This is a genomic window from Streptomyces hawaiiensis (assembly GCF_004803895.1).
GTDB classification, from domain to species: Bacteria; Actinomycetota; Actinomycetes; order Streptomycetales; family Streptomycetaceae; genus Streptomyces; species Streptomyces hawaiiensis.
In genome coordinates this window covers 3299872-3311735 of sequence record NZ_CP021978.1, presented here as the reverse complement: position 1 = coordinate 3311735, position 11864 = coordinate 3299872, and the positions used below count along the sequence as shown (strand labels likewise).

The 11864-nt window shown below is 70.6% G+C and carries 12 protein-coding genes and 1 tRNA gene; 4 read left to right on the top strand and 9 right to left on the bottom strand.

All coding sequences use genetic code 11. The features are described from left to right. Positions 1-15: 15 nt before the first annotated feature. The 3 genes from CEB94_RS15150 to CEB94_RS15140 are packed head-to-tail and all read right to left on the bottom strand — an operon-like array spanning position 16 to position 3282. Positions 16-924, bottom strand: coding sequence for a carbohydrate ABC transporter permease (locus CEB94_RS15150; protein WP_175432733.1), 909 nt, complete (start codon positions 922-924; stop codon positions 16-18). Positions 925-934: 10 nt separating this feature from the next. Continuing rightward, a complete protein-coding gene (locus CEB94_RS15145) occupies positions 935-1945 on the bottom strand; it encodes a carbohydrate ABC transporter permease (RefSeq protein ID WP_175432732.1) in 1011 nt (336 codons plus the stop codon). 5 nt (positions 1946-1950) lie between these two features. After that, on the bottom strand, positions 1951-3282 hold the full coding sequence (locus CEB94_RS15140; protein WP_175432731.1) for an ABC transporter substrate-binding protein: 1332 nt from the start codon (positions 3280-3282) through the stop codon (positions 1951-1953). Positions 3283-3690: 408 nt separating this feature from the next. Between CEB94_RS15140 and CEB94_RS15135 the strand changes: the two genes are divergently transcribed. Then, positions 3691-4746 carry a LacI family DNA-binding transcriptional regulator gene (locus tag CEB94_RS15135; RefSeq protein ID WP_175432730.1) on the top strand — a complete coding sequence of 352 codons (1056 nt, stop codon included), beginning with the start codon at positions 3691-3693 and terminating at the stop codon, positions 4744-4746. Beyond that, positions 4743-5561, top strand: coding sequence for a serine/threonine protein kinase (locus CEB94_RS15130; protein WP_175432729.1), 819 nt, complete (start codon positions 4743-4745; stop codon positions 5559-5561). Before CEB94_RS15135 ends, CEB94_RS15130 begins: the two co-directional genes overlap by 4 nt. Here CEB94_RS15130 and CEB94_RS15125 read toward each other — a convergent pair. The 6 genes from CEB94_RS15125 to CEB94_RS15100 form a co-directional block, all read right to left on the bottom strand. After that, positions 5512-6042, bottom strand: coding sequence for an NUDIX hydrolase (locus CEB94_RS15125; RefSeq protein WP_175432728.1), 531 nt, complete (start codon positions 6040-6042; stop codon positions 5512-5514). The two genes, CEB94_RS15130 and CEB94_RS15125, sit on opposite strands and share 50 nt — an antisense overlap. 21 nt (positions 6043-6063) lie before the next feature. Further along, on the bottom strand, positions 6064-7254 hold the full coding sequence (locus CEB94_RS15120) for an MFS transporter (protein ID WP_175432727.1): 1191 nt from the start codon (positions 7252-7254) through the stop codon (positions 6064-6066). Positions 7255-7354: 100 nt separating this feature from the next. Next, positions 7355-7427 (bottom strand) — tRNA-His (locus CEB94_RS15115). A gap of 116 nt (positions 7428-7543) precedes the next feature. Further along, positions 7544-8146: an oligoribonuclease gene (orn, locus tag CEB94_RS15110; RefSeq protein ID WP_175432726.1), complete on the bottom strand. Its 603-nt coding sequence runs from the start codon at positions 8144-8146 to the stop codon at positions 7544-7546. A gap of 118 nt (positions 8147-8264) precedes the next feature. Beyond that, complete coding sequence (locus CEB94_RS15105; protein WP_175432725.1) at positions 8265-9509, bottom strand: helix-turn-helix domain-containing protein; 1245 nt, start codon at positions 9507-9509, stop codon at positions 8265-8267. 377 nt (positions 9510-9886) lie between these two features. Beyond that, positions 9887-10219, bottom strand: a complete 333-nt coding sequence (locus tag CEB94_RS15100; protein ID WP_175432724.1) for a hypothetical protein — start codon at positions 10217-10219, stop codon at positions 9887-9889. Positions 10220-10525: 306 nt separating this feature from the next. Between CEB94_RS15100 and CEB94_RS15095 the strand changes: the two genes are divergently transcribed. Both CEB94_RS15095 and CEB94_RS15090 read left to right on the top strand, forming a co-directional pair. Next, positions 10526-11053: a universal stress protein gene (locus tag CEB94_RS15095; RefSeq protein WP_010986667.1), complete on the top strand. Its 528-nt coding sequence runs from the start codon at positions 10526-10528 to the stop codon at positions 11051-11053. Positions 11054-11177: 124 nt separating this feature from the next. Beyond that, complete coding sequence (locus CEB94_RS15090; RefSeq protein WP_175432723.1) at positions 11178-11738, top strand: acetate uptake transporter family protein; 561 nt, start codon at positions 11178-11180, stop codon at positions 11736-11738. Positions 11739-11864: the final 126 nt, after the last annotated feature.

The window sequence follows — 11864 nt, the reverse complement described above, 5'->3', positions numbered from 1 at the left end:
CTGGGAAAGCAGGACTCAGCCCTTGACGGCGCCCTGCATGATGCCGCCCACGATCTGCTTGCCGAAGATCGCGAAGACCAGCAGCAGCGGCAGCGTGCCCAGCAGCGCGCCGGCCATGATCAGGGACTGGTCGGGGGTGTAGCCGCGGCCCAGGCCCGCGACCGCGACCTGCACGGTCGGGTTGCCCATCTGGGTCAGCACCAGGAACGGCCACATGAAGTCGTTCCAGGTCTGCACGAACGTCAGCATCCCGAGCACGGCCATCGCAGGCCTGGCCGCCGGGAACACCACGTGCCACACCACGCGCCAGCTGCTCGCGCCGTCCACGCGGGCCGCCTCGATGATCTCGTCCGGCAGTGCCTGGATCAGGTACTGACGCATGAAGAACACGCCGAACGCGCTCACCAGCGACGGGAGGATCACCGCCTGCAACTGGTCGGTCCAGTCGAGCTTGGCGACCATCATGTACAGCGGGATCACACTCAGCTGCGGCGGCACCATCATGGTGCCGATCACGATCAGCATCAGCGCGCCACGGCCCCGGAACCGCAGCTTGGCGAAGGCGAAACCGGCGATCGTCGACAGGAAGACGATGGTCAGCGCCGAAGTGCCCGCGACGATCGTGGTGTTGAAGAACGCCTCGCCCAGATTGGCGTCGTTCCAGGCGATCTCCAGCTTGTCGAACAGGCCCGAGCCGAACCAGAACGGCGGCGGCGTCTGGGCGAGCCGCTGGTTGTCGCGCGAGGCGGCGATCGCCGTCCACACCAGCGGGAACAGCGAAACGAGCGTGAACACGATGAGGATCGCGTAGGCGATCGGGCCGCCGTGCAGCGTCCCGCCGGCCCGCGCGGACTTCGGCCGGCGCGGGCGCTTGGGCCCCTGGGTGGCGGGTTTCGCGTCGGGTGGCGTCACAGTCGTCGTCACGGCCGAACTCCTAACTACTGGCGCGCAGCCGGCGCGAGATGACGTAGTTGACGATGCCGATGACGATCAAAATCAGGAACATCGTCCAGGCGATCGCCGAGGCACGGCCCAGGTGCTGGGCGACCCAGCCCTGCTCGTACAGATACAGGCCGAGCGTCTGGAACTGGTGCTCCGCGCCGCCGGAGGTGCCCTTGTTGGCGTCGAACAGCAGCGGCTCGCCGAAGACCTGGCTCGCCCCGATCGTCGACACGACCACGGTGAACAGGATCGTCGGGCGCAGCGCCGGCAGCGTCACATGGATGAACTGCTGCCAGCGGTTGGCCCCGTCCAGGGCCGCCGACTCGTAGAGATCCTGAGGGATCGCCTGCATCGCTGCCAGGTAGATCAGCGCGTTGTAGCCGGTCCAGCGCCAGATGATGATCGTGGAGACGGCGAACTGCGAGGGCCACTTGTCGTTCTGCCAGTCGACCGGGTTGATGCCGACCGCGTCGAGCCCCCAGTTGATCATGCCGTAGTCACGGCCGAAGAGCAGCACGAACACCAGCGAGGCGGCGGCGATCGACGTCGCGTACGGCGCGAGCATCGCGACCCGGAAGAACGTCGAGGCCCGCAGCTTGTAGTTGAGGATGTGGGCGATGCCCATCGCCATCAGCAGCTGCGGAACGGTGGAGATGATGCCGATGGTCAGGGTGTTCTTCGCCGCGTTCCAGAAGAACTCGTCGTCGAAGATCCGGGTGTAGTTGCGCAGCCCGACCCAGTTCATGTCGGTCGGCGCGGTCAGCTCCACCTGGTGCAGCGAGGCCCAGCCCGTGTAGATCAGCGGGAACAGGCCGAACGCGACGAACAACAGGAAGAACGGGGACACGAACGCGTACGGGCTCCAGCGGATGTCCCGCTGCCAGCGCCGGGACAGCCCCTCCCGGCGCCGCCGCTCCTTCTCCGCGGCGGCGTCCTCGGGCGGGCGACCCGGGGCCGCGCCCCCCTTGACGGGGGACGCGGTGGTGTCGTGACGGGTGGCCATACGGGTCACTGGTCCAGCTTGTTGTCGATGGTCTTGGTGGCGGAGTCCCAGGCCTCCTTGGCCGACTTGCCCTTCGTCGCCAGGATCACGCCGTTGTCCGTCAGGCCCTGCATGATGATCTGGTCCTTCGGGCCGATCACCTGGACCGGAGCGCCCTTGGCGGCCTCGGCGAAGATCTCGCCGATCGCCTGGTCACCGGTCATCTCGTTCTTGGCACCCGTGACTTCGGGCATGGTGTACGCGGACGGGGTGCTCGGGAAGCTGCCCTGCACCTTGAAGAGCTTCGCCTGCTGCTCCGGCGCGGTCAGCCAGGCCACGAACTTCTGGGCCTCCTTCACGTTCTTGCCGCTCTTCGGCACGGTGAGGAAGGAGCCGCCCCAGTTGGCGCCCTTGGGCGCGGTGGCCACGGCCCACTTGCCGGCCGCGTCCGGCTTCGAGTAGCCCTTGATCGTGCCGAGCATCCACGGCGGGCAGGCGATGGCGGCGAACTTGTTGTTGGCGATCGAGGAGTTCCAGCCCGGCTGGAACTGCGTCTGCGACTGGACGAGGCCGTTCTTGGCGGCCTCCGCGGTCAGGTCGAAGGCGGCCTTGACGGCCGGGTTGGTCTTGTAGATGATCTCGCCGGAAGCGTCGTAGAACTTCTCCTTCTCGCTGCCCAGGACCGCCTGGATCAGGCCGCCGGGGGAGTCCATGAAGAAGGTCCCCTTGGGTGCCTTCGACTTGTAACGCTCACCCACGTCGACGAGCTTGGCCCAGTCACCGGCCCACAGCTTGCCGACCTCGGCCGGGTCGGTGGGCAGACCGGCCTGCTTGAAGAGGTCAGTGCGGTAGCAGATCGCCATCGGGCCGACGTCGGTGCCGAGACCGATCGTCTTGCCGTCCTTGGCCGTGGCCTGCTGCCACTTCCAGTCCAGCCACTTGCTCTTGTCCACGCCCGGAGCCTTGGACATGTCCTCGAGCTTGTCGGCCTGGGTGGCCGTCACCTCGGCGATGTTGGCGACCTCGACGGCCTGGACGTCCAGCAGACCGCTGTTGGTGGTGAGGTGGTTCAGCAGCGCCGGGTAGTAGTTCTCGTTCCGCTGGACGACGTTCTCGGCGATCTTGATCTTCGGGTTGAGCTTCTCGTACTCGGCGTAGAGACCGGCTTCCTTGAAGCCCATGGTGCCGAAGAGACCCACCGAGATCGTGGTCTTGCCGCCGCTGTCACCGCCGCTGCCGCCCGACGAGGAGTCGTCGCCTCCGCCGTCGTCGGCACAGCCGGCCAGCAGCCCGGCGCCCAGCGACGCGACGGCCGCGACGACCATCGCCTTGCGGGCGGTTCGGATGCGTGCTCGCATGTCGTCCTCCTGTTGCCCTGACGTGCCGACCCCCCGGCCAACTGCATCGTCGGACCGTTTTACGCGCTTAAGGCTCGGGCGGGGAACGTGCGGGTTGTGTATGTGTCAGGTACTGTGGGAGCGCTCCCACCGATGATGTGTTGAAGAGTCCCCGGTCGTGGCGGGGGTGTCAAGGGACCGGACAGGGAGAGATGCGTTCAGTTATCGGGCTGTTAACTGGACCCGGACCGGGACCGGTTGTAGGCCGGGCCGGTGGTATCCAGCCAGCCGGGCGCCGGTCGTACCGGCTCGTTCGGCCGAAGCGGAAGCCCGGGGGCGGCGAGCCCTCGGCGGCGGTCATACGGCTGACGGGCCTGTTAAATTCCAGGCCAGTCGCAGAGTGCGGGTGTGGACGGGAAGGCGGAGCCCATGGCAACCCACGGAGCGCGGGGCCGAAGTGGTGGCCGGCCCACCCTCGAAGAGGTGGCGGCGCGCGCCGGTGTCGGCCGCGGCACCGTCTCGCGGGTGATCAACGGCTCGCCCCGCGTCAGCGACGCGACCCGCGCGGCCGTCGAGGCGGCGGTCGCGGAGCTCGGCTACGTCCCCAACACCGCGGCCCGCGCCCTGGCCGCCAACCGTACGGACGCGATCGCGCTGGTCGTGCCCGAGCCGGAGACCCGGTTCTTCGCGGAGCCGTACTTCTCGGACATGCTGAAGGGCGTCGGGGCGGCGCTGTCCGACACGGAGATGCAGCTACTGCTGATCTTCGCGGGCAGCGACCGCGAACGCGCCCGCCTCGCCCAGTACCTGGCGGCCCACCGCGTGGACGGTGTCCTGCTGGTCTCGGTGCACGCGGACGACCCGCTGCCCGACCTGCTGGCCCAGCTGGAGATCCCGGCGGTGATCAGCGGCCCGCGCTCGTCGGCGGAGACCCTGCCGTCGGTCGACTCGGACAACTACGGCGGCGCCCGCCAGGCCGTCGAGCATCTGCTGTCCCGGGGCCGCAGCCGGATCGCCCACATCACCGGCCGCCTCGACGTCTACGGCGCGCAGCGCCGTGTCGACGGCTACCGCGAGGCCATGAGCGACGCCGGCCACCCGGTGGACGAGGGGATGATCGAGGCGGGGGACTTCACCGAGGAAGGCGGCCACCGGGCCATGGAGGCGCTGCTGGAGCGCCACCCCGACATCGACGCGGTCTTCGCCGCCTCCGACGTCACCGCGTCCGGCGCCCGCCGGGCGCTGCGCGAGGCGGGCCGCCGCATCCCGGAGGACGTGGCGCTCGTCGGCTACGACGACTCCGCCATAGCCCGCCACATGGAACCGCCCCTCACCAGCGTCCGCCAGCCCATAGAGGAGATGGGCCGCCGGATGATAGACCTCCTGCTCACGGAGGTCGCCGACCGCCGCCCGCTCGCCTCCCGGGGCCTGGAGCGCCGGCAGATGGTCCTGGCCACGGAGCTGGTGTCCCGGTCGTCTTCGTGACGGCCCACCCGCTCCTGGGCGCCACCGAGGTCGCCCGGACCGAGCCGTATCTGCGGACGGTGGGCGAGGTGTTCCGCGCCTTCCGTGACCAGGACTCGGGCTGTGTGTCGTACGGGGTCCGCCTGACGAACGGCGAGCGCTGGTTCGTGAAGGAGGCGACGACCGCCGCGGCCCGTCACTCGCTCGACCGGGCCTGGACCTTCCACCGCGCGGTACGCCACCCGGCGATCGTCCCCCAGCTCCACCGCCTCGCGGTCCGCGCCGGCGGACCGGCGGTGGTGATGCCCTGGCACGCCGGCGAGGTCCTCTACCACCCCACGCTCCACCGCCACGGCGGCCGGACCCACCCGGATCACCCCCTGGCCCGCTTCCGCGCCCAGCCCGTCGCACCGGTCCTGCGCGCCGTCGACCGCATCCTGGACGCCCACCTGGCGGTGGAGGCCGCGGGCTTCGTCGCAGTGGACCTCTACGACGGTGCGTTCCTCTACGACTTCGACGCCGGCGACCTCCGCTTGATCGACCTCGACGAGTACCGGCCGGGCCCGTTCACCCTGGAGGCGGACCGACTGCCGGGCTCGCGCCGCTTCATGGCCCCGGAGGAGTCGCAGCGCGGCTCCCGCATCGACACCCGCACGACGGTCCACGCCCGGGGCCGCGCCATCCGCCTCCTCCTGGACGCGGGCGACGAGGAGCGCGCCTGGCGGGGCACGGCGGAGCAACTGGCGGTGGTGCAAAGGGCCGCCCGGGCCGATCCGGGTGAACGGTTCACGGACGTGGGGGAGTTGGCGGTGGCGTGGCGGCGGTCGGTGTGCTGAAACCGGGGTGGCGCCGCAGGGCATCCACACCGTCGGGCACGAACAGCCACGTGCGGAGCGCCTCCGAAAGCTCCGCCTCGCCGACCCAGCCGTGCCAGGCGATCTCGGACGGGTCGGGGGTGAGGGGCTCCGTGACGACGGCCTCGTGCACCCCGAGCCAGTACGGGCTGATCGCTCCCCGGCAGAGGAACTTGAAGGCGAACCGTACCGGCGCCCGGACGCCCAGTTCCTCGGTCAGTTCCCGGGCCGCCGCCTCCTCGTACGACTCGCCGACCTCGACGCCGCCGCCGATCAGCCAGTTGTAGTGCCCCGGGAACCGCGACACGTGCTCCGGCCTGCGATGCAGCAGCACCCGCCCGCGCGGATCACGGCACACCGTCGTCGCGATCCGGTGCGGCCAGCCGTTGCGGATCGCCTCCTCACGGTCGACCACCCCCAGCACCCGGTCCTGCTCGTCGACCCGTTCCACCAGCTCGCCCATGGGCCTCACGATCGCACGCGCTCACACCCGAGCCGGTGCCGGTCGGCGCAGCAGATACACCGCCGCCGTCACGACCAGGGCGGCCATGCAGGCGATGAACACCAGCCCCGCGCCCTCCAGGCCGATCGGGCCGGTCAGGAGCCCGACGCCGATCACCGGGAGGGAGATGCCCGCGTAGGCCACCACGAACAGAGTCGAGATCACCGCCGCGCGCCGGCGCTCGGGAGAGGCCTCGGCCACGTCGGCCAGGGCTCCCCGGAACGCCAGGCCCTGACCGACTCCGCCGACGAGCGCGCTGGCGACCAGCAGGGACATCTGGTCCCACCGCAGCGCGCCGGCGAGCAGCGCCAGCCCGGCGAGGAGGACGGCGCAGCCCAGCGGGAGGGAGCGCCGTACGCCGACCCGACCGACCGCCAGTTGCCCGGCCGTCGAGGAGAAGAAGGCCAGCGCGACGATCAGCCCGCTCACGGCGTGGTCGTCCACGTCCAGGGACTCCGCGAGGAAGGCCGGGCTGACCGAGGTGAACACCCCGAACAGGGCGAACCCGACGAAGGCGGCGGTGGCCGCGGGCCCGAACACCGCGCGCACCTGCGGGGGCAGTGCGGGCCGCTGCGGGCGTACGGTGCGCAGCGGCTGCCGCTCGCGTACCGTCTCCGCGAGCCGCAGCAGGACGGCGGCCGAGGCGGCCACCAGGGCGAGGTGGGTGACGAACGGCAGGTACAGCGGCCAGGGGGCGTACTCGGCGAGAAGCCCGGAGAGCAGCGGACCGCAGCCCAGCCCGCCCATGTTGGCCGCGGTCGCCACGAACGTGGCCCGGGAGGCGCCGCCCGCAGGGGCCAGTTCCATGACGTACGCCGTGGCGGCTCCTGTGAACAGCCCGGCGGACAGTCCCGACAGCAGCCGCCCCGCGTAGAGCCAGCCGAGCCCGGTGGCGCACAGGAAGCAGACGGCGCTCACCGCCGCGAAGCCCAGGCCGCACAGCAGCACCGGGCGCCTGCCCACGGCGTCCGAGGCGTCGCCGACCAGCAGCAGCACACCGATCACGGCGAAGGCGTACAGGGCGTACACCACGGTGACCGTCAGCTCGGAGAAGCCGAACTCGCCCTGGTAGAGGGGATAGAGGGGAGTCGGCAGCGTGGTGCCGGCCATGCAGACGGCGAACACCGCTCCACCGAGCACACACGCGCGCCATCCTGGGCGTCCACCGTCCATGCGGCCGACGGTAGCCCCGCCCCGCGGACGCCACCTCGATCGGCACGCTGGAAACGCTTCAGCCGGTGGCCTCTTTCGAGGCCACCGGCTGAATACTCAGGGTGAGTGACGGGACTCGAACCCGCGGCATCCTGGACCACAACCAGGTGCTCTACCAGCTGAGCTACACCCACCATGACCGGCTTGGAGATCAGTGACGTCTCCGACCGGCCGAGAAAAAGTGTACAGGGTCCGAAGGGGTGCTCGCGCCCGGCTTTCGCGGCGCCCCCCGTCGGGCCCCCGGTCCTGCCTACTGAGCAGGCAGGACGTGCTTCGCGGCGATCGTCCGCGCGGTGTCCGAGTCGGGCCCGGGCTGCGGGACGAACACGGCCTCGCGGTAGTACCGCAGCTCCGCGATCGACTCGCGGATGTCGGCGAGCGCACGGTGGTTGCCGCTCTTCTGCGGGCTGTTGAAGTACGCCCGCGGGTACCAGCGCCGGGCCAGCTCCTTGATCGACGACACGTCGACGATCCGGTAGTGGAGGTAGTTCTCCAGCGTCGGCATGTCGCGCAGCAGGAAACCGCGGTCCGTGCCGACGGAGTTCCCGCACAGCGGGGCCTTGCCCGGCTCCTTGACGAACTCCCTGACGTACGTCAGGACCTGGTCCTCGGCGTCTTTCAGCGTCGTGCCCTCGGCGAGCTCGGTGAGCAGCCCGGAGGCGGTGTGCATCTGACGCACCACATCCGGCATCGTCTCCAGCGCCTGCTCCGGCGGCCGGATGACGATGTCCACGCCCTCACCGAGCACGTTCAGCTCGGAGTCGGTCACGAGGGCGGCCACCTCGATGAGCGCGTCGTCCGACAGCGAGAGGCCGGTCATCTCGCAGTCGATCCACACCATGCGATCGTTCATGTGTCTAACCTTACGGCCCGCTGCCACCGGCCGGGCCGTCCGTGCCGGGAAAGCCGCAGGGCCCGCGGGGAGGCGTGCTCCTCGCGGGCCCTGCGGCTGACGCATACCGGCTACCGGATCATGGCGCACTGCGCTGGCCGGGCAGGCTCGCCGACAGGGCCGGGGACTGGCCGACCGCGCTCGCCGCCGCCGTACGGCGGGACTGCAGCGGCACCGGGTGCTCCGGGTGCAGCGGGGCCGGCGCCTGGCCGGGCTGGCCGGGATGCCCCCCGTGGCCGGGGTGGCCCGGCATGCCGGACCCATGGCCGCCCGGTGCGCTCTCGGTGTCCTGGGGCCGCTCGCCCTGCGGGCGCCGGGCGCGGTACGCCGCCCGGTACGCGGCCGGGGACGAACCCAGCTGGCGGCGGAAGTGCCCGCGCAGGGCGACCGGCGACCGGAAGCCGCAGCGCCCCGCCACCTCGTCCACCGAGTAGTCCGACGTCTCCAGCAGGCGCTGCGCCTGGAGGACCCGCTGCGTGATCAGCCACTGCAGCGGAGCGCTCCCGGTCAGCGAGCGGAAGCGGCGGTCGAACGTACGCCGGCTCATGTACGCGCGTGCCGCCAGGGTCTCCACGTCGAACTGTTCGTGGAGGTGCTCCAGCGCCCAGGCGACGACCTCGGCGAGCGGGTCGGCGCCGATCTCCTCGGGTAAAGACCTGTCGAGGTAGCGCTCCTGCCCGCCGCTGCGGCGCGGCGGCACGACGAGCCGCCTGGCCAGGGCCCCGGCCGCCTCGTTGCCGTGGTCCGTGCGCACGATGTGCAGGCACAGGTCGATGCCCGCGGCCGTGCCCGCCGACGTCAGCACGTCGCCGTCGTCGACGAACAGCTCACGCGGGTCCACGTGCACCGACGGGTAGCGCTTGGCCAGCGTCGGTGCGTACATCCAGTGTGTCGTCGCGGGGCGGCCGTCCAGCAGGCCCGCCGCCGCCAGGACGAAGGCGCCGGTGCACAGCCCGACGATGCGGGCGCCCTCCTCGTGGGCGCGGCGCAGCGCGTCGAGTGCCTCCTCCGGTGGCGGAGAAGTGATCGAACGCCAGGCCGGCACGACGACCGTGCCCGCGCGTGAGATCGCTTCCAGGCCATGTGGTGCGGTGAGTTCGAGTCCCCCGGTGGTCCGTAGCGGACCGTCCTCGCCCCCGCACACCAACAGGCGGTAGCGCGGTACGCCGGCGTCCTGGCGGTCAACCCCGAACACCGACAGCGGTATGGAACTCTCGAAGATGGGGCCGCCGCTGAACAGCAGCACCGCGACGATCTCCTTGCGGCGTCGCCCGGAAAGTTTCCGGGCCGCGGCTTCCGGCGCGGCAGTGGAGTCGTGGCTCATACTGCTAAGCCCCCCTCGGTGGTCGCGGCTCCTCGGTTGTGTCGCTCCTGCACGTTTCCCCTCGGTCCTGCACGAGTCCCCCGCCGTAGACAGTCAAGATCGAATCTACTGTGTCCCGTCGCGCCGAAGTGGCCGGTTCGGCACTCGGCACATTGTCGACTTGGCAACTTGGCGTGAAGCATTCGATCACGAAGCGTTGCACTCGTGGGGCGTGCAGGGAAGTGCGCCTTGTCGCGGTGGCCAATCCACGTAGGGTGCGCAGGTCCCCAGAGGCCCTTTCCGTGCAGGTCGAACGGGGGTTGGGGGGTGGTTGGACCGGGTGATGCACAGGTGCGAGAAGTTGGCTGAAAACCAACGTGCGCGTGCGCGGAAACCGGTCAGCCGACCGGTGTATCTCCTCCGGTGTGCCGTCCGCCACGGTGCGACCCCGTTCCGGTGCGGTGGTGCCGCCCCCGGTGGGGCGCCCGGTCCTCGGCCGCGAGCCGGGCCGCGCCGCGCTCGGACTGGCGCAGCAGGACCCGGCAGGCGCCCGTGAAGGCCGCCAGCCCGAGGGCCGTGCCGGCGGCGCCGGCCAGAGAGGCGCCGTAGCCGAGGAGTACCGCCGGGACGAGCAGGCAGCTGAAGGCAGCCCAGCGAACCACATCCGTCGCGGTGTCCCGCGGCGGCGGGGCCGCGCGGTCCGCCTCGGCGGCGGTGCGGGGTCCGGACATGCGTGCTCCCTGTGGCGTGACTCACGGGGTTCAACGCGCGGCGGGGGAGTCGGTCACTGGCTGCCCGGATCACCCCGCGGGTCAGTGAATCCCGTACAAACCGCCTGTACAGCGCAGCAACCATTGCGTGACGGGCGGTGCCTCGTGCATGCTCCCTGGAACCCGCACGCACCGTGAGCGGGATATGGGCTAAGGAGGCGTGCCGCCGTACCCTTGGGGGTATGGGGTTGGGAAGACCATTCCCGGACACAGCTCCGCCGCACATTGTTGTCCCTCCCGTATAAGGATCACGACGCCGAGACAGCCATGGCCGGTCACGAATTCTTCGAACCCGCGGACCGCAAGCGGCCCGTCGCCGATCCCACGGCGGCCGAGCCCCTGGCGGCGGAAGAGCCACGCCATTCCTGCGATCCCGCCTTCAAGCACGGGGTCGTCGTCGGCTTCGACGGCTCCACGTCCAGTGAGCGCGCCCTGGCGTACGCGATCGGCATGGCCCATCGCTCCGGGTCGGGCCTGATCATCGTCCACGTCGCCAACCGGCTGCCGACCACGGTGTGGGCCGGCTGCGAGCCGCCCGTGTTCGTGGACGTGCCGGACCACCGCACCGAGGTGCTCGGTCTCGAACTGGCCTGTGCGGAGTACCTCGCCGAGGTGCCCTGGATCCTGGTCGAGCGCGGCGGTGACATCTGCCACGAACTCGAAGAGGTCGGCCGGGAGTACGAGGCCGACGCGATCGTCGTCGGTTCCACCCACGGCATCGTGGGGCGCCTGTTCGGCTCGGTCGCGGGGCGGCTCGCCAAGCGGGCGCAGCGGCCCGTCATCGTCATTCCCTGACGTTCACGCAGGAGCAACTCCCTTGTGCACCGCGCGAATCTACTCGCGCGTAGAGGTGTTTGTGCCCTTGTGAAGGGCATATACGGAACACCGCACAACTGCACATGCACGAAGGGAGCCCGCCGTGGACAAAGACGTCTCCGCGGGAAGCGGAATCACGACCGTGGCCGGTCGACTCGCCCTGGGAATCACCCTGTTGGCCTTCGGGCTGGGGCATACCGCTGTGATCGACGGCGTATCGGCTGCTGACGCCGTGTCAATCGCCCAGTACGTGGGCGGCATCGCGCTCTTCGTCGCGGGGCTGGTGGCCCTGCGGGAGGGTGATGCCGCCGGTGGTACGGCGTTCTCGGTGCTCGGGGCGCTGTGGTTCACCTGGGCCGTGTCCGAGGGCGCGTCCGGCAACGAGGCAGGGTTGTTCCTGCTGTTGTTCGCCCTCGTCGCGCTGTCTCTGACGTTCGCGGGCGGGGATCAGCTCGGGCGGGGCGTGTACGGGCTGTTCTCCGTGTCGCTGTTCCTGCTCGCGATCGCCGTGTTCGCGGAGAACGACGGGCTGGCGAAGGCGGGTGGCTGGTTCGCTGTCGCCGCGGGTGCGGTGGCTTGGTATGCGGCGACTGCCGCGTTGGCGCACTGGCCTACCGCTGTTCCGCGACGCGCTGCCGGCCGGGGCGTGACGGCCACCGGTTAGCTGCGCAGGCTGGGGAGTTGGGCGGCTTCCCGGCGATGAAAACGGACCCCCCGTGCTTGGTGGCAGCGCGTGGGGTCCGTCCTCTTGTCTGGCCTGCGGGTGGTGTTGTGGTTGCTCGCGCAGTTC